Origin of the sequence: Streptococcus mitis (assembly GCF_022137125.1) — a bacterium.
In the GTDB taxonomy this organism is placed as follows: domain Bacteria; phylum Bacillota; class Bacilli; order Lactobacillales; family Streptococcaceae; genus Streptococcus; species Streptococcus mitis_CE.
On record NZ_JAKNEQ010000002.1, the window covers coordinates 264,982 to 287,054 of the forward strand.

Annotated in this window: 26 protein-coding genes and 1 pseudogene; 17 read left to right on the top strand and 10 right to left on the bottom strand. The window is 42.8% G+C overall.

What is annotated here, in order from left to right; genetic code table 11:
* The first annotated feature begins 2 nt into the window (after positions 1–2).
* The 7 genes from fabG to L0P31_RS03265 are packed head-to-tail and all read left to right on the top strand — an operon-like array spanning position 3 to position 5,944.
* Positions 3–734 (top strand): 3-oxoacyl-[acyl-carrier-protein] reductase, encoded by a 732-nt coding sequence (fabG, locus tag L0P31_RS03235; RefSeq protein WP_238095733.1) that lies wholly within the window; start codon positions 3–5, stop codon positions 732–734.
* Positions 735–755: 21 nt separating this feature from the next.
* Positions 756–1,991 (top strand): beta-ketoacyl-ACP synthase II, encoded by a 1,236-nt coding sequence (gene fabF / locus L0P31_RS03240; RefSeq protein WP_045604895.1) that lies wholly within the window; start codon positions 756–758, stop codon positions 1,989–1,991.
* Between the two features lie 2 nt (positions 1,992–1,993).
* Positions 1,994–2,479, top strand: a complete 486-nt coding sequence (gene accB, locus L0P31_RS03245; protein WP_001052228.1) for an acetyl-CoA carboxylase biotin carboxyl carrier protein — start codon at positions 1,994–1,996, stop codon at positions 2,477–2,479.
* Positions 2,476–2,898 (top strand): 3-hydroxyacyl-ACP dehydratase FabZ, encoded by a 423-nt coding sequence (gene fabZ / locus L0P31_RS03250; RefSeq protein ID WP_000565509.1) that lies wholly within the window; start codon positions 2,476–2,478, stop codon positions 2,896–2,898. The genes accB and fabZ overlap by 4 nt, the downstream gene beginning before the upstream one ends.
* Positions 2,899–2,909: 11 nt before the next feature.
* Entirely contained in the window at positions 2,910–4,277 is a 1,368-nt protein-coding gene (gene accC, locus L0P31_RS03255) for an acetyl-CoA carboxylase biotin carboxylase subunit (protein WP_045612209.1), read from the top strand.
* A 36-nt stretch (positions 4,278–4,313) separates the two neighbouring features.
* Positions 4,314–5,180 (top strand): acetyl-CoA carboxylase, carboxyltransferase subunit beta, encoded by an 867-nt coding sequence (gene accD / locus L0P31_RS03260; RefSeq protein WP_238095736.1) that lies wholly within the window; start codon positions 4,314–4,316, stop codon positions 5,178–5,180.
* Entirely contained in the window at positions 5,177–5,944 is a 768-nt protein-coding gene (locus L0P31_RS03265) for an acetyl-CoA carboxylase carboxyl transferase subunit alpha (RefSeq protein ID WP_141230465.1), read from the top strand. Before accD ends, L0P31_RS03265 begins: the two co-directional genes overlap by 4 nt.
* Before the next feature lie 113 nt (positions 5,945–6,057).
* On the opposite strand, the gene nusB is transcribed toward L0P31_RS03265, so the two are convergent.
* The 8 genes and pseudogenes from nusB to gatC all read right to left on the bottom strand — a co-directional run bounded on the left by nusB (position 6,058) and on the right by gatC (position 11,640).
* On the bottom strand, positions 6,058–6,483 hold the full coding sequence (nusB, locus tag L0P31_RS03270) for a transcription antitermination factor NusB (RefSeq protein ID WP_238095738.1): 426 nt from the start codon (positions 6,481–6,483) through the stop codon (positions 6,058–6,060).
* Positions 6,476–6,865 carry an Asp23/Gls24 family envelope stress response protein gene (locus L0P31_RS03275; RefSeq protein ID WP_000510575.1) on the bottom strand — a complete coding sequence of 130 codons (390 nt, stop codon included), beginning with the start codon at positions 6,863–6,865 and terminating at the stop codon, positions 6,476–6,478. Before L0P31_RS03275 ends, nusB begins: the two co-directional genes overlap by 8 nt.
* 21 nt (positions 6,866–6,886) lie before the next feature.
* Positions 6,887–7,447: an elongation factor P gene (gene efp, locus L0P31_RS03280; protein ID WP_000568643.1), complete on the bottom strand. Its 561-nt coding sequence runs from the start codon at positions 7,445–7,447 to the stop codon at positions 6,887–6,889.
* A 131-nt stretch (positions 7,448–7,578) separates the two neighbouring features.
* Positions 7,579–7,872: pseudogene (locus tag L0P31_RS03285) on the bottom strand (Asp-tRNA(Asn)/Glu-tRNA(Gln) amidotransferase subunit GatB); the annotation flags it as partial.
* A gap of 107 nt (positions 7,873–7,979) precedes the next feature.
* Positions 7,980–8,375, bottom strand: a complete 396-nt coding sequence (locus L0P31_RS03290) for a hypothetical protein (RefSeq protein WP_024057454.1) — start codon at positions 8,373–8,375, stop codon at positions 7,980–7,982.
* Between the two features lie 54 nt (positions 8,376–8,429).
* A complete protein-coding gene (gatB, locus tag L0P31_RS03295) occupies positions 8,430–9,872 on the bottom strand; it encodes an Asp-tRNA(Asn)/Glu-tRNA(Gln) amidotransferase subunit GatB (protein WP_064276624.1) in 1,443 nt (480 codons plus the stop codon).
* Entirely contained in the window at positions 9,872–11,338 is a 1,467-nt protein-coding gene (gene gatA, locus L0P31_RS03300) for an Asp-tRNA(Asn)/Glu-tRNA(Gln) amidotransferase subunit GatA (protein ID WP_238095740.1), read from the bottom strand. Before gatA ends, gatB begins: the two co-directional genes overlap by 1 nt.
* Positions 11,338–11,640, bottom strand: a complete 303-nt coding sequence (gatC, locus tag L0P31_RS03305; RefSeq protein WP_000705419.1) for an Asp-tRNA(Asn)/Glu-tRNA(Gln) amidotransferase subunit GatC — start codon at positions 11,638–11,640, stop codon at positions 11,338–11,340. The genes gatA and gatC overlap by 1 nt, the downstream gene beginning before the upstream one ends.
* Before the next feature lie 293 nt (positions 11,641–11,933).
* Here gatC and L0P31_RS03310 point away from each other — a divergent pair, with 293 nt between their 5' ends.
* Together L0P31_RS03310 and L0P31_RS03315 are read left to right on the top strand one after the other, a co-directional pair.
* Entirely contained in the window at positions 11,934–12,008 is a 75-nt protein-coding gene (locus L0P31_RS03310) for a hypothetical protein (protein ID WP_229294538.1), read from the top strand.
* A gap of 298 nt (positions 12,009–12,306) precedes the next feature.
* Positions 12,307–13,851: a peptide chain release factor 3 gene (locus L0P31_RS03315; protein WP_001025437.1), complete on the top strand. Its 1,545-nt coding sequence runs from the start codon at positions 12,307–12,309 to the stop codon at positions 13,849–13,851.
* A 453-nt stretch (positions 13,852–14,304) separates the two neighbouring features.
* On the opposite strand, the gene L0P31_RS03320 is transcribed toward L0P31_RS03315, so the two are convergent.
* On the bottom strand, positions 14,305–15,258 hold the full coding sequence (locus tag L0P31_RS03320) for an aromatic acid exporter family protein (protein ID WP_023946543.1): 954 nt from the start codon (positions 15,256–15,258) through the stop codon (positions 14,305–14,307).
* A gap of 67 nt (positions 15,259–15,325) precedes the next feature.
* On the bottom strand, positions 15,326–16,531 hold the full coding sequence (gene sstT / locus L0P31_RS03325) for a serine/threonine transporter SstT (RefSeq protein WP_020902997.1): 1,206 nt from the start codon (positions 16,529–16,531) through the stop codon (positions 15,326–15,328).
* A gap of 151 nt (positions 16,532–16,682) precedes the next feature.
* Between sstT and L0P31_RS03330 the strand changes: the two genes are divergently transcribed.
* The 8 genes from L0P31_RS03330 (at position 16,683) to rsfS (ending at position 22,013) form a co-directional block, all read left to right on the top strand.
* Positions 16,683–17,243: a mechanosensitive ion channel family protein gene (locus tag L0P31_RS03330; protein ID WP_049500250.1), complete on the top strand. Its 561-nt coding sequence runs from the start codon at positions 16,683–16,685 to the stop codon at positions 17,241–17,243.
* A gap of 57 nt (positions 17,244–17,300) precedes the next feature.
* Positions 17,301–18,206: a magnesium transporter CorA family protein gene (locus L0P31_RS03335; RefSeq protein WP_000242267.1), complete on the top strand. Its 906-nt coding sequence runs from the start codon at positions 17,301–17,303 to the stop codon at positions 18,204–18,206.
* Between the two features lie 16 nt (positions 18,207–18,222).
* Positions 18,223–18,750 (top strand): YqeG family HAD IIIA-type phosphatase, encoded by a 528-nt coding sequence (locus tag L0P31_RS03340; RefSeq protein ID WP_049500248.1) that lies wholly within the window; start codon positions 18,223–18,225, stop codon positions 18,748–18,750.
* A 2-nt stretch (positions 18,751–18,752) separates the two neighbouring features.
* Positions 18,753–19,859: a ribosome biogenesis GTPase YqeH gene (gene yqeH / locus L0P31_RS03345; RefSeq protein ID WP_033678020.1), complete on the top strand. Its 1,107-nt coding sequence runs from the start codon at positions 18,753–18,755 to the stop codon at positions 19,857–19,859.
* A 214-nt stretch (positions 19,860–20,073) separates the two neighbouring features.
* Positions 20,074–20,385, top strand: a complete 312-nt coding sequence (gene yhbY, locus L0P31_RS03350; protein ID WP_000060169.1) for a ribosome assembly RNA-binding protein YhbY — start codon at positions 20,074–20,076, stop codon at positions 20,383–20,385.
* Between the two features lie 51 nt (positions 20,386–20,436).
* Complete coding sequence (locus tag L0P31_RS03355) at positions 20,437–21,066, top strand: nicotinate-nucleotide adenylyltransferase (RefSeq protein ID WP_000963705.1); 630 nt, start codon at positions 20,437–20,439, stop codon at positions 21,064–21,066.
* A complete protein-coding gene (gene yqeK / locus L0P31_RS03360) occupies positions 21,066–21,659 on the top strand; it encodes a bis(5'-nucleosyl)-tetraphosphatase (symmetrical) YqeK (RefSeq protein WP_238095742.1) in 594 nt (197 codons plus the stop codon). Before L0P31_RS03355 ends, yqeK begins: the two co-directional genes overlap by 1 nt.
* Complete coding sequence (gene rsfS / locus L0P31_RS03365; protein WP_045604793.1) at positions 21,660–22,013, top strand: ribosome silencing factor; 354 nt, start codon at positions 21,660–21,662, stop codon at positions 22,011–22,013.
* The last annotated feature ends 60 nt before the right edge of the window (positions 22,014–22,073 follow it).

The window sequence follows — 22,073 nt, forward strand, 5'->3', positions numbered from 1 at the left end:
GAATGCAACTAAAAAATAAAAATATCTTTATTACAGGTTCGAGTCGTGGAATTGGTCTTGCCATCGCCCACAAGTTTGCTCAGGCAGGGGCCAACATCGTCTTAAATAGTCGTGGGCCTATCTCTGAAGAATTGCTCGCTGAGTTTTCAAACTATGGTGTCAAGGTGGTTCCCATTTCAGGAGATGTGTCTGATTTTGAAGACGCTAAGCGTATGGTTGATCAAGCTATTGTAGAGCTGGGTTCAGTAGATGTTTTGGTCAACAATGCAGGGATTACCCAAGATACCCTAATGCTCAAGATGACAGAAGCAGATTTTGAAAAAGTGCTCAAGGTTAACCTGATTGGTGCCTTTAACATGACACAATCAGTCTTGAAACCGATGATAAAAGCCAGAGAAGGTGCTATCATTAATATGTCTAGTGTAGTTGGTTTGATGGGGAATATCGGTCAAGCTAACTATGCAGCTTCTAAGGCTGGTTTGATTGGTTTTACCAAGTCTGTGGCGCGTGAAGTGGCCAATCGCAATATCAGGGTTAATGCTATTGCACCTGGAATGATTGAGTCCGATATGACAGCTGTTCTATCAGACAAGGTAAAAGATGCTATGCTGGCACAAATTCCTATGAAAGAATTTGGGCAGGCAGAGCAGGTTGCAGATTTAACAGTATTTTTAGCAGGCCAAGATTATCTAACTGGTCAAGTGGTTGCCATTGATGGTGGCTTAAGTATGTAGCAGAAGCTAGAGGTAAAAAAGATGAAACTAAATCGCGTAGTAGTAACAGGTTATGGAGTAACATCTCCAATCGGAAATACACCAGAAGAATTTTGGAATAGTTTGACAACTGGAAAAATCGGAATTGGCCAAATTACAAAATTTGATCATAGTGACTTTGATGTGCATAATGCAGCAGAAATTCAAGATTTTCCTTTTGATAAATACTTTGTAAAGAAAGATACCAATCGTTTTGATAACTATTCTTTGTATGCTTTGTACGCAGCCCAAGAGGCTGTCAATCATGCCAATCTGGATGTAGAGGCTATTGACAAGGATCGTTTTGGTGTTATTGTTGCCTCTGGTATTGGTGGAATCAAGGAAATTGAAGATCAAGTACTTCGCTTAAATGATAAAGGTCCAAAACGTGTGAAACCATTGACCCTTCCAAAAGCCTTGCCAAATATGGCTTCAGGAAATGTTGCTATGCGTTTTGGAGCAAACGGTGTTTGTAAATCTATTAATACTGCCTGCGCTTCATCAAATGATGCGATTGGGGATGCCTTCCGCTCAATCAAGTTTGGTTTCCAAGATGTTATGTTGGTAGGTGGTTCGGAAGCTTCTATTACACCTTTCGCTATTGCTGGTTTCCAAGCCCTAACAGCTCTCTCTACTACAGAGGATCCAACTCGTGCTTCTATTCCATTTGATAAGGACCGCAATGGGTTTGTTATGGGTGAAGGTTCAGGGATGTTGGTTCTTGAAAGTCTTGAACACGCTGAAAAACGTGGGGCAACCATCCTTGCTGAAGTAGTTGGTTACGGAAATACTTGTGATGCCTACCATATGACTTCTCCTCATCCAGAAGGTCAGGGAGCTATCAAGGCCATCAAACTAGCCTTGGAAGAAGCTGAGATTTCTCCAGAGCAAGTAGCCTATGTCAATGCTCACGGAACGTCAACTCCTGCTAATGAAAAAGGAGAAAGTGGAGCTATTGTAGCTGTTCTTGGTAAGGAAGTACCTGTGTCATCAACCAAATCATTCACGGGCCATTTGCTGGGGGCTGCGGGTGCAGTAGAAGCTATCGTTACAATCGAAGCTATGCGTCATAACTTTGTACCAATGACAGCTGGAACAAGTGAAGTATCAGATTATATCGAAGCCAATGTCGTTTATGGACAAGGCTTGGAGCAAGAAATTCCATACGCTATTTCAAATACCTTTGGTTTTGGTGGCCACAATGCAGTTCTTGCTTTCAAACGTTGGGAGAATAAATAAGTATGAATTTAAACGATATTAAAGACTTGATGGCCCAATTTGACCAATCAAGTTTGAGAGAATTTTCTTATAAAAATGGGACGGATGAGTTACAGTTTAGCAAGAATGAAGCTAGACTCGTATCCGAAGTTGCAGCTCAAGTCGCTCCAGCGCCCGTTCTAGCAACACCAAGTCCAGCGGCTCCTACATCTGCTCCAGCAGAGCCTGTAGCAGAAGAAGTTCAAGCTCCAGCTGAAACAAGTGTAGCTGCTGAGGGAGATGTTGTAGAGAGTCCACTTGTTGGGGTGGCTTACTTGGCTGCTGGTCCAGATAAACCTGCCTTTGTAACAGTTGGTGATAGTGTTAAAAAAGGCCAAACATTGGTAATTATCGAAGCCATGAAAGTCATGAATGAAATCCCAGCTCCTAAGGATGGTGTGGTAACAGAAATTCTCGTTTCTAATGAAGAAATGGTTGAGTTTGGTAAAGGATTGGTACGTATCAAATGATCGATATTCAAGGAATCAAAGAAGCCCTTCCCCACCGTTATCCTATGCTCCTAGTGGACCGTGTGTTGGAAGTGAGCGAGGATACTATTGTTGCCATCAAAAATGTGACCATTAATGAGCCCTTCTTCAACGGTCATTTTCCTCAATACCCTGTCATGCCAGGTGTTCTGATTATGGAAGCCTTGGCGCAAACAGCTGGTGTCTTGGAGTTATCAAAACCTGAAAATAAAGGTAAACTGGTTTTTTACGCTGGTATGGATAAGGTTAAGTTCAAGAAGCAAGTTGTACCAGGTGACCAATTGCTTATGACGGCAACGTTTGTAAAACGTCGTGGCACCATAGCTGTGGTTGAAGCAAAGGCTGAAGTGGATGGCAAGCTTGCGGCCAGTGGAACTCTTACCTTTGCAATAGGGAACTAAGGAGGTTCTCCATGTTTCGAAAAATTTTAATTGCCAATCGTGGTGAAATTGCGGTTCGTATTATCCGTGCGGCGCGTGAATTGGGGATTGCGACGGTGGCGGTTTATTCAACTGCTGATAAGGAAGCCCTTCATACGCTTTTAGCAGATGAAGCAGTTTGTATCGGCCCTGGTAAGGCAACAGAGTCTTATCTCAATATTAATGCGGTTCTATCAGCTGCAGTCTTGACTGAGGCTGAGGCTATTCACCCAGGTTTTGGATTTCTCAGTGAAAATTCCAAATTTGCAACCATGTGTGAAGAAGTTGGTATCAAGTTTATCGGTCCATCTGGTCATGTTATGGATATGATGGGGGATAAGATCAATGCGCGTGCTCAGATGATTAAAGCTGGTGTGCCTGTCATTCCAGGTTCGGATGGAGAAGTGCATAACTCTGAAGAAGCTTTGATTGTTGCTGAAAAAATTGGCTATCCTGTTATGCTCAAGGCTTCAGCAGGTGGAGGTGGTAAAGGGATTCGTAAGGTTGAAAAACCAGAAGACCTCGTTTCAGCCTTTGAAACTGCCTCTAGTGAGGCCAAGGCCAATTATGGCAATGGTGCTATGTACATAGAACGGGTTATCTATCCAGCACGTCACATCGAGGTTCAAATCCTAGGAGATGAACATGGGAATGTGATTCACTTGGGGGAACGGGATTGTTCTCTTCAACGGAATAATCAAAAGGTTTTGGAAGAAAGCCCTTCAATTGCAATCGGAAAAACGTTGCGTCATGAAATCGGTGCGGCTGCTGTTCGAGCTGCAGAGTCTGTTGGCTATGAGAATGCAGGGACCATTGAGTTTCTGCTTGATGAAGCAAGTGGCAATTTCTATTTCATGGAAATGAATACACGTGTTCAGGTAGAGCATCCAGTAACAGAGTTTGTTTCAGGTGTGGATATCGTTAAGGAACAGATTCGCATTGCGGCAGGTCAGCCCCTGTCTGTTAAGCAAGAAGATATTGTCCTACGCGGTCATGCCATCGAGTGTCGTATCAATGCAGAAAATCCAGCCTTTAACTTTGCTCCAAGTCCAGGTAAGATTACTAATCTCCATCTGCCAAGTGGTGGAGTTGGATTGCGCGTGGATTCAGCAGTTTATCCAGGCTATACCATTCCACCTTATTATGATAGTATGATTGCTAAAATCATCGTTCATGGTGAAAATCGTTTTGATGCCTTGATGAAAATGCAACGTGCCCTCTATGAATTAGAGATTGAAGGAGTGCAGACCAATGCAGATTTCCAGCTTGACCTCATTTCAGATCGCAATGTCATTGCTGGGGATTATGATACTTCCTTCTTGATGGAAACCTTCTTACCCAAGTATCAAGAAAAAGAATAAAATGACTTCAAGAGTTTAAACCGAAAAGGGGAATCAATGGCTCTATTTAGTAAAAAAGATAAGTATATTCGAATCAATCCCAATCGTTCGGTTAGGGAAAAACCTCAAGCTAAGCCAGAGGTTCCAGATGAATTATTCTCTCAGTGTCCAGGCTGTAAGCATACCATTTATCAGAAGGATCTGGGAAGTGAGCGTATCTGTCCACATTGTAGCTACACTTTTCGTATTTCTGCCCAAGAACGCTTGGCTTTGACGATTGATATGGGAACCTTCAAGGAATTGTTTACAGGGATTGAAAGCAAGGATCCCTTGCATTTCCCTGGCTATCAAAAAAAACTAGCAACTATGCGTGAAAAAACTGGTCTGGACGAAGCCGTTGTGACAGGAACAGCTCTTATAAGAGGTCAGATTGTGGCTCTTGGGATTATGGATTCCAACTTTATCATGGCTTCTATGGGTACGGTTGTAGGTGAAAAAATCACTCGTTTGTTTGAGTATGCGACTGTCGAACAATTGCCAGTTGTCCTATTCACAGCCTCTGGTGGAGCCCGTATGCAGGAAGGAATCATGAGTCTCATGCAGATGGCCAAGATCTCTGCAGCAGTTAAACGCCATTCAAATGCTGGTCTCTTTTATCTGACCATTTTGACAGATCCAACGACAGGTGGTGTGACAGCTTCTTTCGCTATGGAAGGCGATATCATTCTGGCTGAACCACAGAGTTTGGTCGGTTTTGCTGGGCGTCGTGTCATTGAAAACACGGTCCGTGAAAGCTTGCCTGAGGATTTCCAAAAAGCAGAATTCCTATTGGAACATGGCTTTGTGGATGCTATTGTCAAAAGAAGAGATTTGCCAGATACGATTGCTAGTCTAGTCAGATTGCACGGAGGGAGTCCTAGATGAATATTGCAAAAATAGTCAGAGAAGCGCGTGAGCAGAGTCGCTTGACAACCTTGGACTTTGCGACAGGCATTTTTGATGAATTTATCCAATTACACGGTGACCGTTCTTTTCGTGATGATGGTGCAGTTGTTGGTGGTATCGGCTGGCTTGGAGACCAAGCTGTAACAGTGGTTGGTATCCAAAAAGGCAAGAGTTTGCAAGACAACCTCAAACGAAATTTTGGCCAACCGCATCCAGAAGGCTATCGTAAGGCCCTGCGTTTGATGAAACAGGCTGAAAAGTTTGGTCGTCCAGTTGTGACCTTTATTAATACTGCAGGTGCCTATCCTGGTGTCGGCGCGGAAGAACGCGGTCAAGGAGAAGCTATCGCTCGCAATCTCATGGAAATGAGTGACCTGAAAGTTCCGATTATTGCTATTATTATCGGTGAAGGTGGTTCAGGTGGAGCTCTGGCTCTGGCAGTCGCAGACCGTGTCTGGATGCTGGAAAATTCTATCTATGCTATTCTCAGTCCAGAAGGCTTTGCTTCCATTTTATGGAAGGACGGTACTCGTGCCATGGAAGCGGCTGAACTGATGAAAATCACTTCACACGAGCTGCTAGAAATGGACGTGGTGGACAAGGTGATTTCTGAAGCAGGACTTTCTAGCAAAGAACTGATTAAGAATGTTAAAAAAGAACTCCAAACGGAGCTAGCTCTACTTTCACAAAAACCGTTAGAAGCGTTGTTGGAAGAACGTTATCAACGATTTAGAAAATACTAATACCTCAGAATACATAAAAACTAGAACTGGCAGTCAGTTCTAGTTTTTATGTGGTTCTTACTCTGTATCAAGGACGAAGTAAAAGGTGCTTGGAAGACCAAACACCTTTTCGATTATTCATTTTCTTCAGTTACAAATTGACTAAGCAGTCCATTGATAAAACGGGCTGATTTTTGATCTGAAAAATTCTTAGCAAGTTCAATAGCTTCATTGACTGCTACCAGCTGAGGTGTATCAAATGATGTGATTTCAAAGATACCCAAGCGTAGTAAGTTTTTTTCGACCAAGGTCAATCGTTCAACTGTCCAGCCTGACTTGAGGTGCTGGTTGATTTGTTTATCCAACTCGTCTTTTTGAGCTTGAACGCCAGAAACCAAGTTCAGAAGAAAGACAGGGATTTGCACATCTGCATCTTCACGGTCATGCGTGTAGGCAAAGTGACAAGCTGTTTCCATATCTGTGCCGAATTCAAGGCTCATAAGAGCTTGAAAAGCGCATTTACGAAGTTCGCGTCTAGATTCTAATAATGGACTAGTCATTGAGGAAGTCCTCGTTAAATAGATCTTTCAACTCAGGTTTTGGTGTTTTATCTGGAACGATTCCTGCAACATGGATGTTAACAGCAGCAAGTTCCACATCAGCCATATCACGAACAGCATCTTTGACTGCTTTTTGAATAGCAAGAGCAACTTTTGGTACCTTCACACCGTACTCAAGATAGAGGTAGATGTCAGCAGTTAGTTCTTCGTTGCTTTCTTTTAAGTAGACGCCACGACCAAGAGAGAGTTTTGATAGGGTATCAGATACGGATTTATTTGAAAATGAGTGGACACCATCAACTTTAGCAGTTGCGATGGCAATGATTTTTTCAAGTACACGTGGAGCGATAACGATTTCGCCAAATTGTTCTTCAATTCCCATAGAATGACCTCTTTCTAGAGATTAGGCACGAGAAACGTAAGTTCCTTCTGCAGTGTTGATGATCAATTTTTGTCCAGCTTCGATGAAGTCAGGAACGTTGACAACAAGTCCAGTTTCCATAGTCGCTGGTTTACCAGAACCTGTAACAGTAGCACCTTTGATAGATGGTTGTGTTTCAGCAACTGTCAATTCAACAGTAGTTGGTACAGTTACACCGATTACTTCAGTTCCGTAGAATTGGATTTTCACATCAGAGTTTTCAAGGATGTAAAGCAATTCATTTTCAACGTTTACGACTGGGATTTCGTATTGGTCGTAAGTTTCAGTGTTCATGAAGTAGGCAGTTTCATCCATTTTGTATAAGTATTGAGCTGGGACAGTCTCGATAATAGCTTGTTCGAATTTTTCTTCTGGACGGTAGCTTGTGTCAAATGTAGAACCAGTACGGACATCACGCAATTTCATACGCATGATCGTGTTTCCTTTACCTGGTTTGTGGTGGCTAGCTTCCAAAACGCGGATCAATTTTCCGTCTGCAGTTTCAAATGTCATACCAGCTTTCAATTTGCTTGCTTCAATCATGTTTTTACCTCTTTAATAAATATTATTACTCTTCATTTTACCATAAAATCTTCTGGAAATAAAGCCAAAATAGTTACTGGGATTTGGTAGGGGAGAAAAAAACCAACCTCAGGGCTGGTTTCTTTTATATATTACTCTTCTTTCAACTTTGCCAATTCTTGGGCAAGGAGTTTAAGGGCGACTTGTGGGTTGGCTTGTCCTTTGGTTGCTTTCATAAGGAAGCCTGTGAAGGCCTTATCTGCGTTACGTTTACCTGACTTGAAGTCGGCAACAGCGGCTTCGTTATCGGCAAAGACTTGGTGGATGATTGGAATCAAGACAGCTGGATCTGAGATTTGAACCATGCCTGCTTTTTCCACATATTCACGCGCACCGCCGCCATTTTTAGCCAGGTGGACAAAGACTTTCTTGGTCGTAGCTGAGCTCTTCAAGAAGGATATGGGATTGAGGCTAATGAGAAGATAGATTTCTTAATTTGAATGATTATTAAACTATATTATACCTTTAAAAATCATCTAAGATATACTTGTCGTTATTTACTAGTAGTTATCTTCTTTATGGAATGATGTTCAATGAGCCATCCTACAATCCACCCCGTCGCTAGCAAGTAATTTTCGAAAGCACCGATAGCATTTACAGGAGAATGATACTCCATAAAATTGACTAAGTGATTTGTTCCTATTCCAATCCCACCGAAGATGAGAGCGAGAAGCACGATTCGTAGATAGAACCAATCGTACTTAATATTGACACCGAGAATAAGAATCAATACAGCTAGGTTCCATATTCCAATTTCTCGTTGCCAACCAGCAGAGATTCCGTACCCGGAGTGACTCCCCATGTATGATGGAAAGAAAATTTGTAGTATAGAAGCGCCTAACATAGCGATGATGACTAAAACAAATAGCAATCGTAAAAATTTGTTCATTTTTTCTTCTTTCTAAAGTACTAAAGTAGAAAAAGGTATATAAAAAGTCTGCTATTAATCTTCTTTCAACTTCGCTAATTCCTGGGCAAGGAGTTTAAGGGCGACTTGTGGGTTGGCTTGGCCTTTGGTTGCTTTCATAAGGAAGCCTGTAAAGGCCTTATCTGCGTTGCGTTTGCCTGACTTGAAGTCGGCAACTGCGGCTTCGTTATCCGCAAAGACTTGGTGGATGATTGGAATCAGGATTTCAGGATCTGAGATTTGAACCATACCTGCTTTTTCAACGTATTCACGTGCTCCGCCGCCATTTTTAGCAAGGTGGACAAAGACTTTCTTGGCAATCTTAGAAGAGATCGTGCCGTCTTCGATGATGGCAATCATTTCAACCAAGTTTTCTGGTGTCAATTCGATTTGTTCCAGTGTCTTGCCTTCAGCGTTCAAGAACTGAGCAACCTCACCTTGGAGCCAGTTAGAAACTTGTTTAGCATCACCACCGAGAGCCACAGCTTTTTCAAAGAAGTCAGAAGTGACTTTATTTGCAGTCAACTGGCTAGCATCGTAGTCTGACAAGCCAAGGTCAGCTACGTAGCGCGCACGGCGTTCTTTTGGAAACTCTGGTAACTCTGTACGCATTTCTTCGATCCACTCGTCTGAAATTTCAAAGAGAGGTAGGTCTGGTTCTGGGAAGTAGCGGTAGTCTGCAGCACCTTCCTTGACACGCATGAGGATGGTTGCCTTGTTAGCTTCATCGTAACGGCGTGTTTCTTGGCGAATTTGACCACCTGAGCGAAGAATTTCAGCCTGGCGTTGAACTTCGTATTCAAGACCCTTACGAACGTTTGAGAAGGAGTTGAGGTTTTTCAACTCAGTCTTGGTACCGAATTTTTCTTGACCATAAGGACGAAGAGAGATATTGGCATCCACACGCATAGAACCTTCTTCCATCTTAACGTCAGAAATGCCAGAGTACTGGATGACTTCCTTGAGGGCTGTTAGATAAGCGTAGGCTTCTTCTGGAGAACGCATGTCGGCTTCAGATACAATCTCGATCAAAGGCACACCTTGGCGGTTGAGGTCAACGTAAGAGTAGCCATCTGTACCGTGGGTGTTTTTACCAGCGTCTTCCTCTAGGTGGGCACGTTCGATACCGATTTTCTTAGTCGTACCATCTTCTAGTTCCACTTCAATCCAGCCGTTGTAACCGATTGGCTCATCAAACTGAGAAATTTGGTAGGCTTTGGGATTATCAGGGTAGAAGTAGTTTTTGCGGTCAAAGTGCATCTTTTTGTGGATGTCCATGTTGAGGGCAAGAGCTGCCTTGATACCGGCATCGACAACACCTTTGTTGAGAACCGGAAGTACTCCTGGGAAAGACCAGTCAATCACGTTAGTGTTGGCGTTTTGGTCATTTCCAAAGTGGGCAGAAGTAGGTGAGAAGATTTTTGAATTGGTGTTGAGCTCTACGTGGACTTCAAGTCCAATGACTGTTTCAAAGTTCATTAGTTATCACCTCCAAAAATCACGGGTTGTTGTTTGTGGTAGTCTGTTGTCGCCTCAAAAGCAGCAGCAGCTTGGTAAATGGTTTCCTCAGAGTACTTAGGACCGATCAATTGGAGACCGACAGGCAGACCTTGAGAGAATCCAGCAGGAATAGAAATTCCAGGCAGTCCTGCCAAGTTTACAGGTATGGTCAAGAGGTCAGCCAAGTACATAGCAACTGGGTCGTGGTTGAGTGAATCCAAGTCATAGGCAACACTAGGAGCAGTTGGGCCCAAAATCAAGTCGTAATCCGCGAAGAGTTTTTCGAAATCTTGGATGATGAGGGTACGGACCTGACCAGCCTTCTTATAGTAGGCGTCATAGTAACCTGATGAAAGACTGAATGTACCAAGCATGATACGGCGTTTAACCTCTTCACCGAAACCTTGGCTACGGCTGTTTACATAGATTTCATCAAGGTTGGTTGCATCTTCTGCGCGGTAGCCGTAACGGATACCGTCAAAACGTTGCAAGTTTGATGAAGCTTCAGATGAAGCAATGATGTAGTAGACGGCAACACCGTATTTTGAGTGAGGTAGACTCACTTCTTCAACAATAGCACCAAGTTTTTCAAAGTGTTTGGCTGCGTTCAGAATGGTTCCCTTAACCTCTGGGTCAATTCCTTCACCAAGGTATTCCTTAGGCAAAGCAATTTTCATGCCCTTGATGTCTTGGCCGATTTTTGAAGTAAAATCGGCAATGCGGACAGGAGCAGAAGTAGAGTCTTTGGCATCTTCGCTTGCAATAGCATTGAGCAAGAAGGCATTTTCCTTAACAGTCGGAGCGAAAGGTCCAATCTGGTCTAATGAACTACCAAAGGCAATGAGACCGAAACGTGAAACTGTTCCGTAGGTTGGTTTGAGACCGACGATCCCATTGAAGGCAGCAGGTTGGCGGATAGATCCACCAGTATCAGAACCAAGTGACAAGCGAACTTGTCCTGAGGCTACAGCTGCAGCAGAACCACTTGATGATCCACCAGGGACCTTGCTGTGGTCCCAAGCATTTTTAGTGGCACCGTAGTAAGAAGTCTCACCTGATCCACCCATGGCAAACTCGTCCATGTTGGTTTTCCCTACGACAATCATGCCTTTCGCTTTTGCATTGGCAACGGCTGTCGCATCAAAGATTGGCTCGTAGTTGTAGAGCATTTTTGAGGCTGCAGTTGTAAGAATACCGTCTGTAGAGATATTATCCTTAACTGCAAGTGGAATTCCTGAAAGGACATTATCAGCATCGATTCCAGCTTCATCAATAGCTTTAGCTTGAGCAAGAGCTTGCTCTTCAGCGATGGTAACAAAAGCGTTGATAGCGGTCTCGCGAGACTTGATATCTTCAAGTGTTGCTTGTGTTAATTCAGTTGCTGAAATTTCCTTAGAGACAAGGAGATTGTGCAAGTCTTCAATGGTTTTATTGTTGAAAGTCATTAGGCATCTCCTCCATCGTCTAGGATAGCTGGTACCTTGATATAGTAGTTGTCTTTTTCAGGTACGTTTTTAAACAAGCGATCACGGTCTGTTCCTTCTTCGGCCACATCAGGGCGGAGTACAGTCTTGCGGTCAGCCATGGTTGTAGTAGGTGCGACACCAGTTGTGTCAACTTCGCCCAGCAATTCAACCATGTCAACAATCTTAGACAAGGTAGTCGCAAAGGCAGCAGTTTCTTCTTCAGAGAATCTTAATTTTGAAAGATTGGCAACGTGTGTTACCTCTTCTTGCGTAATTTTCATCTTGCATCCTTTCGTGAAATGATGATTTTTAGTCTGTTCTATTTTACCATATTTTCCTATAAATAAGGGAAGGAAAGATGAAAAAAGACAGGTATAGGATGGAGAACGGATTCTGATGATGATTTATTTGAAAAGCGGATTTCAAAGGGGAAAATATATGGTACAATAGTTTAACAGAGAAGTGAAGACGGTGGTTACAAAATCGAAAGGATGGTGATGCTTATGTGCAGAACCTGTAAAATCTTAGTAGAAAGGAGTAACCAGATTTGTCCCCTTTTGAGGCTTTGACACTCATGTTTGTAGCTGGTAACTTTGTTATCACGCTCCTAAGGTTCATCCTTGAATTGGTAAAAGAGACAAAAAAATAGCCGTCCTAACTTTGGCGAGTTAACGAGCTATTTTTTAGTTATGTAATTACAGCCACCGTCTTAAACGGCTCTGTGGGGTGTTGTTGTCGCAACACCTTTTTCTATATTTATTGTAACATTTATTTGAAAAATTGCAAGGGGAATTGTTCTACTTTAGCAGTGTCTGATATAAAATAGAAATTGAAAAAAATGCTAAAATCCGATATAATGGAGTGTTGAAAGGAATGGTAAAATCCAATGTAGAAATCATTCTTAGCTATTGAAACAAGAAAAATAGAGAATCAAAGAAAGAGAACTTATGAATATTCAAGAAGAAATTAAGAAACGTCGTACCTTTGCCATCATCTCCCACCCGGACGCGGGGAAAACAACTATCACTGAGCAGTTGCTCTACTTTGGGGGCGAGATTCGTGAGGCTGGTACCGTAAAAGGAAAGAAAACAGGGACTTTTGCCAAGTCTGACTGGATGGATATCGAGAAGCAACGCGGGATTTCGGTGACTTCATCTGTTATGCAGTTTGACTACGATGGTAAGCGCGTCAACATCCTAGACACCCCAGGGCACGAGGACTTTTCAGAAGATACCTATCGTACCTTGATGGCGGTGGATGCTGCTGTTATGGTCGTGGACTCTGCCAAGGGTATCGAGGCTCAGACTAAGAAATTGTTTGAGGTTGTGAAACACCGTGGCATTCCGGTCTTCACCTTTATGAACAAGCTAGACCGTGATGGACGTGAGCCACTGGACCTCTTGCAAGAATTAGAAGAAGTACTAGGCATTGCGAGTTACCCGATGAACTGGCCAATCGGGATGGGGAAAGCCTTCGAGGGGCTCTATGACCTCTATAACCAACGCTTGGAGCTCTATAAAGGGGATGAGCGTTTTGCTAGTTTAGAAGATGGGGACAAGCTTTTTGGCAGCAACCCTTTCTACGAGCAAGTCAAGGATGATATTGAACTTTTAAATGAAGCTGGGAATGAGTTTTCAGAGGAAGCTATTCTGGCTGGAGAATTGACACCAGTCTTCTTCGGTTCAGCTTTGACAAACTTTGGTGTGCAAACATTCCTTGAAACTTTTCTCAAGTTTGCTCCAGAGCCACATGGACATAAGAAAACAGACGGAGAAATTGTTGATCCTTACGATAAGGACTTCTCAGGATTTGTCTTTAAAATCCAAGCCAACATGGACCCTCGACACCGTGACCGTATTGCCTTTGTACGTATCGTATCGGGTGAATTTGAACGTGGCATGAGTGTCAACTTGCCTCGTACTGGTAAGGGTGCTAAACTGTCTAATGTTACCCAGTTTATGGCTGAAAGTCGTGAGAATGTGACCAATGCCGTGGCAGGAGATATCATCGGGGTTTACGATACAGGAACTTATCAGGTTGGGGATACATTGACAGTTGGAAAAAACAAATTTGAATTTGAACCACTGCCAACCTTCACTCCTGAAATTTTTATGAAAGTTTCTGCTAAGAATGTCATGAAGCAGAAATCCTTCCACAAGGGGATTGAGCAACTGGTGCAAGAAGGTGCTATTCAGCTTTATAAGAATTACCAAACAGGCGAGTACATGCTGGGAGCTGTTGGTCAACTCCAGTTTGAAGTCTTTAAACACCGCATGGAAGGCGAGTACAATGCGGAAGTAGTCATGAGCCCAATGGGTAAAAAGACCGTTCGTTGGATCAAGCCTGAGGACTTGGATGAACGAATGTCATCAAGTCGAAATATCTTGGCTAAAGACCGTTTTGACCAACCAGTCTTCCTCTTTGAAAATGACTTTGCCCTCCGCTGGTTTGCGGATAAGTATCCAGACGTAGAGTTGGAAGAGAAGATGTGACTCAGTACCAACAATTGGAACTAAAGTTCCTAATTGTTGGACGCTAGTCGCTATTTGGCGAACTAGCTAACTGCCTCACTAACTGAGTTTTACAAATGGAATCGATTTGTAAAACTCAGTGTCGTAATCTAATAATAGGTAACCGCTATGGCGGCTTACCTAAACGCTTCACTAGGAAAAATCCACGAATGGTATCGATTCGTGGACTTTTCCGTCGTAGATAGAAAAGGGTAACTGCCTTACTAACTCCGTTTGCAAATAGACTCGATTTGCAAAACTTCGTGTAGTGGATAAAAATACTGCAAAGTTTGCAGTATTTTATCTCAGCATTCTATAAACAGATGTTGAATATTAAGCCTTATTTATTTTATTATTAACCTTTATGGTAATAACTTACAAATAAAAGAAAACTTCAGATATTCACCTTTTGTGATTGGTCTGAAGTTTTCTTTTTTACTGTCCATATTTTTGGTAAAAGTCAACTTTTACTTGGATGAAGGTTTTGGCCTCGCGTAGGAGTTGAAGAAGGGTGGCGCGGGTTTCAAATTCTTCTCTTGTCTTGGGTAGACTACGGTTCCGGAAGACTTCCAGATAGCGTTCAATTTCATCTAGCAAATCAGAAGCAGGATTGGTCTGGCTCAGTTGAGCTGCAATTTTTGAAAAGAGTTGGGCCAAAATCAGGCTCTCACTGGCAGCTAGGTGACAGGTGTTGATGTGCTGGGCCATGTTTCGCAGGATACGACTTTGTCGCTGTCTCATCTCAAAGTAGTGGATATGGTAATCAGTCTGGTGAAAGAGGTGGTCAGAGTGATCCAAATAGACCAGTCTGAGGGCTTCTTCCAAAAGGGTGTCCAATTCTTCAACTAACTGTGCTCGGTTGCGTCCATCCCCTCTGGATAAATAATATTTGAAGCGCTGGAGAATATCTTTTAACTTTTCTTCTACCAATGTGTGGTAGTGATGAATTTCCTCTTCTCGTGAAGGCATGTAGAGATTAACCAGTAAGGCAAATCCTGTACCGATAGCAAAGAGAAGGAATTCATTGACTAGGAGGTCTGGAGAGGTTGACTCTTGCACCAAGAGATGGCTAACCAAAACGCTACTTGGTGTGATGCCAATTTCCCAGCCCATCTTGTAGGCTAGAGGCACATAGAGGGCTAGATAGAGGCCGAGGCTCCAGATATGAAATCCGCTCAAGTGAAAAGCCAGAACTCCGATAACCAAAGCTAGAAGCATGGAAAAGAGGCGATTTCGGGCCAGTTTTAAGGTACTTCTACGGGTATCGGATAGGCTCAAGAGGGCGATGATTCCAGCCGAGACAGCTGAGGAGAGATTGAGAAAGTAAGCAAGAAGGCAGGCAAGACAGGTAGCTAAGATGAGCTTAGTCGTACGTTGGCTAATAGACATAAGGATTTCCTAGTAAGTTATAATAAAAGCGGAAAAGACAAGACCTGAGCAGGCTTGTCTTTATGAGTTATTTTTTACGGGCTGCTGCGTATTCGGCAACAGCAGTAAAGAGGACATCTGTTGAAGAGTTAAGGGCTGTTTCACATGAGTCTTGGATGACCCCAATCACAAATCCAACCCCAACAACTTGCATGGCAATATCGTTAGAAATACCAAAAAGGCTACAAGCAACTGGGATAAGAAGGAGGGATCCTCCGGCAATACCAGAAGCACCACAGGCTGAGATTGCTGCTACTACACTGAGGACAAAGGCTGTGGCAAAGTCAACAGGGATTCCAAGAGTATTTACTGCAGCAAGGGTTAAAACGTTAATAGTAATCGCTGCCCCTGCCATGTTGATAGTAGAACCAAGTGGGATAGAAACAGAATAGGTATCTGGATCCAGACCGAGGTCGTGGCAAAGTTTCATATTGACAGGGATGTTAGCCGCAGAACTACGAGTGAAGAAGGCTGTAACACCGCTGACACGCAAACATTTCCAAACGAGGGGATAAGGGTTTCTCTTCATAAAGAGGAAGGCAATCAATGGATTGACAACCAGAGCGACAAAGAACATAGTTGTCACCAAGAGGGCAAGCAAGATTCCGTAGTTAGCTAGGCTTCCGATTCCCTTATCAGAGATGGTTTTGAAGACAAGACCAAGGATACCAAATGGAGCTAGATTGATGATCCATTCGACAATCTTAGAAGTCACATCAGCCATAGTTTTCAGCAATTCTTTACTATTTTTGCTGGCCTCTCTCATAGCAATCCCGAAAACAACTGCCCAAGATAAGATACCGATGTAGTTAGCAGTAACGAGGGCATTGACTGGATTGTCAACCAGTTTGAGCAAGAGATTGCTGAGGACCTGGCCAATTCCATCTGGTGGTGCGATTTCTGTATTGGCACTATTTAAGGTAATCTCAACAGGGACGATGAAGCTTGCTAGGACAGCAACAAGTGCCGCTGCAAAGGTTCCCACCAAGTAAAGGAGGATAACCGTTTTCATGTTGCTATCTTGACCCTTTTGATGTTGGGAAAGGGCATTGGCAACGAGGGCAAAGACTAGAATAGGTGCGATGGCTTTGAGGCCACCAACAAAGAGATCTCCAAGTAAACCAATTCCTGAAATGTTAGGAAGTGTCAGCCCTAGGGTTCCTCCAATAAGCATACCAATCAAAATCCGTTTGATTAGGCTTGCCTTATTCCAAGCATGAATGATTTTTTTCATAACAATCTCCTTTGTTGTGTAATGTTTATGATTATAGTATAAATATGAGCTAAAATCAAGAATTTTCTGTCTATTTTGGCTATTATTTTTGAATATTTATGGAGATTCATCACTTGTGAAAGTATGGTATAATAAATGAAAGGAGTTTTCTATGCAAGAATTTATTCAAACCTACCTCAATAAGCTTGATATAACAACGATTATTGAGAATATCTTAACCAAGTTAATTTCTCTGTTATTTCTATTTTTGCTATTCTATATAGCTAAGAAACTACTTCATACCATGGTGCAGAGAATTGTTAAACCTTCTTTAAAAATGTCTCGTCATGATATCGGGCGTCAGAAAACCATCTCACGTCTGTTAGAAAATGTGTTTAATTATACCCTTTATTTCTTTTTGCTTTACTGCATTTTGTCGATTTTAGGTTTGCCAGTTTCTAGTTTGCTGGCAGGGGCTGGGATTGCTGGGGTGGCTATTGGGATGGGAGCCCAAGGCTTTCTATCTGATGTCATCAATGGCTTTTTCATCCTCTTTGAACGTCAACTGGATGTGGGAGATGAGGTCGTTTTGACAAATGGTCCTATTACCGTATCGGGCAAGGTTGTCAGTGTCGGCATTCGAACAACGCAACTCAGAGGAGAAGATCAGGTTCTGCACTTCGTTCCCAATCGGAATATCACCGTCGTCAGCAATTTCTCACGCACAGACTAGACCTGTTATTTTAAGTAATTTGTGGTACAATAGAAAGAGTTTAATAAAGGAGAAAAGATGGTTTTAGAAAAGCAGTTGGGCAATGGTTGTACCTGGATAGACCTTGATGTGGATAAGATTAAAAATATGGAAGATCTTTCTGACATCTATGGATTGGACAAGGAAACCATTGAGTATGCTCTGGATAGAAATGAACGAGCTCATATGGATTATAACCGTGAAACGGAGACGGTAACCTTTATTTATAATGTTCTTGATTTAGAAAAAGACAAAGAATATTATGAAGCGATTCCCATGACCTTTATCGTCGAAAGACAACGAATGATTACCATCAGCAACCATAAGAATGCTTATGTCATTGATCAGATGTCAGCTTATCTGGATAGCCATGAGTCGCTTTCTATTTACAAGTTTCTCTTTGCTGGTTTAGAGATTATCAGTAACGCTTATTATCCTGTCATTGAAGAGATGGATAAAAGTAAGGACGAAATTAGTGCCTTGCTACGTCAAACTACAACAAAGAAAAATCTCTTCGCCCTCTCTGACTTGGAGACTGGTATGGTTTACTTGACAGCAGCAGCAAAACAAAATCGACTCCTCTTGGAACATATCCAGGGCCATGCTCTTTATCGGAGATTTAATGATGTCGAACGAGAGCAGTTTGATGATGCCATGATTGAAGCCCATCAGTTGGTGTCTATGACAGACTTGATTTCTCAAGTCTTGCAACAACTCTCAGCTTCTTACAACAACATCCTAAACAATAACTTGAATGATAGTTTGTCAATTTTGACTATTATCTCCGTCTTACTAGCAGTACTTGCGGTTATTACAGGTTTCTTCGGAATGAATGTTCCTCTACCATTTACAGAAGAGCCAAATGCTTGGATTTATATCTTAATGACTAGCTTGATTTTATGGGTGGCCTTATCTCAATGGCTGAAGAAAATTACTAGAAAATAAAAGAAAAGGAGCCAAAATGGTGATTGAAAACTACATGCCAGACTTTGCTGTGGAAGCAGTCTATGATCTGACAGTCCCAAGCCTGCAGGCGCATGGAATCAAGGCTGTTTTGGTCGATTTGGACAATACCCTCATTGCTTGGAACAACCCTGACGGGACGCCAGAGATGAAGCAATGGCTACATGATCTTCGGGACGCGGGCATTCGCATCATTGTGGTATCAAATAACACTAAAAAACGCGTCCAACGAGCAGTTGAGAAATTTGGGATTGACTACGTTTATTGGGCTCTGAAGCCCTTCACATTTGGGATTGACCGTGCCATGAAGGAATTTCATTATGAGAAAAGTGAAGTGGTCATGGTTGGCGACCAGCTCATGACAGATATACGAGCAGCCCACCGTGCAGGCATTCGCTCGATTTTAGTCAAACCCTTGGTCCAACATGACTCGATCAAAACACAGATCAACCGAGCTCGTGAGCGCCGTGTGAAGCGAAAAATCACTGAAACGTACGGACCGATTACATATAAAAAAGGAATTTAACTATGGAAGAAATTCTCTGTATTGGTTGTGGAGCAACCATTCAGACGACAGATAAGGCTGGTCTTGGTTTTACCCCCCAGTCGGCACTTGAAAAAGGTTTGGAAACTGGCGAAGTCTATTGCCAACGCTGTTTCCGTCTCCGCCACTATAATGAAATCACGGATGTCCAGTTGACGGACGATGATTTCCTCAAGCTCTTGCACGAGGTGGGAGACAGTGATGCCTTGGTAGTTAATGTCATTGATATCTTTGATTTTAATGGCTCTGTTATCCCAGGCTTGCCACGTTTTGTCTCGGGCAATGATGTCCTCTTGGTGGGAAATAAAAAAGATATCTTGCCCAAGTCTGTTAAACCAGGCAAGATTAGCCAGTGGCTCATGGAACGTGCCCACGAAGAAGGACTTCGTCCAGTCGATGTCGTCTTAACTTCGGCCCAAAACAAACATGCTATTAAGGAAGTCATTGACAAGATTGAACACTACCGTAAGGGTCGTGATGTTTATGTGGTCGGTGTGACCAACGTTGGAAAATCAACTCTTATCAATGCCATTATCCAAGAAATCACGGGTGACCAGAATGTCATCACGACTTCGCGCTTCCCAGGGACAACCTTGGACAAAATCGAGATTCCGCTTGATGACGGTTCTTATATCTACGATACACCGGGAATCATCCACCGTCACCAGATGGCCCACTACTTGACGGCCAAAAACCTCAAGTATGTCAGCCCTAAAAAGGAAATTAAGCCTAAAACCTATCAGCTCAATCCTGAACAAACCCTGTTTTTAGGAGGTCTCGGACGCTTTGATTTCATTGCGGGTGAAAAGCAAGGTTTCACAGCCTTCTTTGACAATGAACTCAAACTCCATCGTACCAAGCTGGAAGGTGCTAGTGCCTTTTACGATAAGCACGTCGGAACCCTTCTAACACCACCAAATAGCAAGGAAAAAGAAGATTTTCCAAAACTAGTTCAGCATGTATTTAACATTAAGGACAAGACAGACCTAGTTATCTCAGGCCTAGGCTGGATTCGCGTAACAGGCACAGCCAAAGTCGCAGTCTGGGCACCAGAAGGCGTCGCAGTTGTCACACGAAAAGCAATCATTTAAACACAGAAAGGAAAGGGTTTTCTGAATTCGGGCGAGCAAGGCGAGCCCCATAGAGAATACTTTTCGCTGTGGTGTTAGTTGGTACAAGTGATTGTACCAACTGCGGAAAATTTGAGACCTTAGGCTCAAATTTTAGTCATGAAAGTCCGAAGGACTTTGCTGACGTCCGTCACCACTTCAGAAAAGTATAAAAAGAAACTCTTTTAAAGAAATTATGTCATTAACCTCAAAACAACGTGCCTTCCTCAACAGCCAGGCACACACCCTTAAACCCATCATCCAAATCGGTAAAAATGGCCTTAACGACCAAATCAAAACCAGCGTCCGTCAAGCTCTTGACGCTCGTGAATTGATCAAGGTAACTCTTTTACAAAACACCGATGAAAATATCCACGAAGTAGCTGAAATCTTGGAAGAAGAAATCGGTGTGGATACAGTCCAAAAAATCGGACGCATCTTGATTTTGTTTAAACAATCTAGTAAGAAAGAAAATCGTAAGATTTCTAAGAAAGTCAAAGAAATCTAAGACCGAAACTCCAAACAACTGTTTTTACAGAGAAATAAAGGAGACTAGCCTATGGCAATCGAATTATTGACTCCCTTTACCAAGGTAGAGTTGGAGCCAGAAATCAAGGAGAAAAAACGTAAACAAGTCGGGATTTTAGGGGGGAATTTTAACCCTGTTCACAATGCCCATCTCATTGTTGCGGATCAAGTGCGCCAGCAGTTGGGACTAGATCAAGTTCTGCTTATGCCTGAATACCAACCTCCTCATGTAGATAAAAAGGAAACAATCCCTGAACACCATCGTCTTAAGATGCTTGAGTTGGCTATTGAGGGGATTGAAGGACTAGCCATTGAAACCATTGAATTGGAACGCAAGGGCATTTCTTACACCTACGACACCATGAAGATTTTAACAGAGAAGAATCCAGATACGGATTATTACTTTATCATCGGTGCCGATATGGTGGACTATCTGCCTAAGTGGTACCGAATTGATGAACTGGTTGATATGGTTCAGTTTGTGGGAGTTCAGCGCCCACGCTACAAGGCAGGGACTTCCTATCCAGTTATCTGGGTGGATGTGCCTCTCATGGATATCTCGTCCAGCATGGTGCGTGACTTCCTTGCCCAAGGACGAAAACCCAACTTTCTCCTACCTCAGCCGGTGCTAGACTACATCGAAAAGGAGGGACTCTACTGATGGCCTATCAAGACTATATCAACTGTTCCCGTGAGGCTTTGTTGGAAAAAATGGCAGAGCTTCTACCTGAAAAACGTTTAACCCACTGCTTGGGTGTGGAGCGTGCAGCCATAGAACTGGCTCAGCGATTTGGAGTTGATGTCGAGAAAGCAGGTCTAGCAGGCCTTCTTCATGACTATGCTAAGAAGTTGTCAGATCAGGAATTTCTAGACTTGATTGACCGATATCAGCTAGACCCTGACCTCAAAAACTGGGGCAATAATGTCTGGCATGGTATGGTTGGCATCTACAAGATTCAGGAAGATTTGAATTTGCATGATTCAGAAATTCTACGAGCTATTGAAATCCATACAGTTGGGGCTGGTCAAATGACAGACCTAGATAAGGTCATCTACGTCGCAGACTATATCGAGCACAATCGAGCCTTTCCTGGAGTAGATGTGGCGCGTGAGATTGCAAGTTTGTCACTTAATAAGGCAGTAGCTTATGAGACAGCTCGTACCGTGGAGCATCTAGCTCATCAGGGATTCCCCATCTATCCCCAAACCCTTGAAACCTATAACGCCTTTGTGCACTATTTGAAAGAGGACTAAATGAACGAAAAAGAATTACTAGAACTAGTCGTGAAAGCGGCGGATGAGAAACGTGCTGAGGATATCCTCGCACTTGATGTACAAGATTTGACTAGCGTGACTGACTACTTTGTTATTACTAGTTCAATGAATAGCCGTCAGTTGGATGCTATCGCTGATAATATCCGTGAAAAAGTAGCGGAAGCAGGATTTAAAGGCAGTCATGTCGAAGGCGACGCAGCTGGAGGTTGGGTCTTGCTGGATCTTGGTGCTGTCGTTGTGCATATCTTTTCAGAAGAAATGCGTGCCCACTATAACCTAGAAAAACTATGGCATGAGGCGAATTCAGTAGATTTATCTGAAACTCTGGCGTAGAAGATGAACTCAGTTGTAGTCAACTGGGTTTTATTTGCTTATTTTAGAAAAATTGATAGA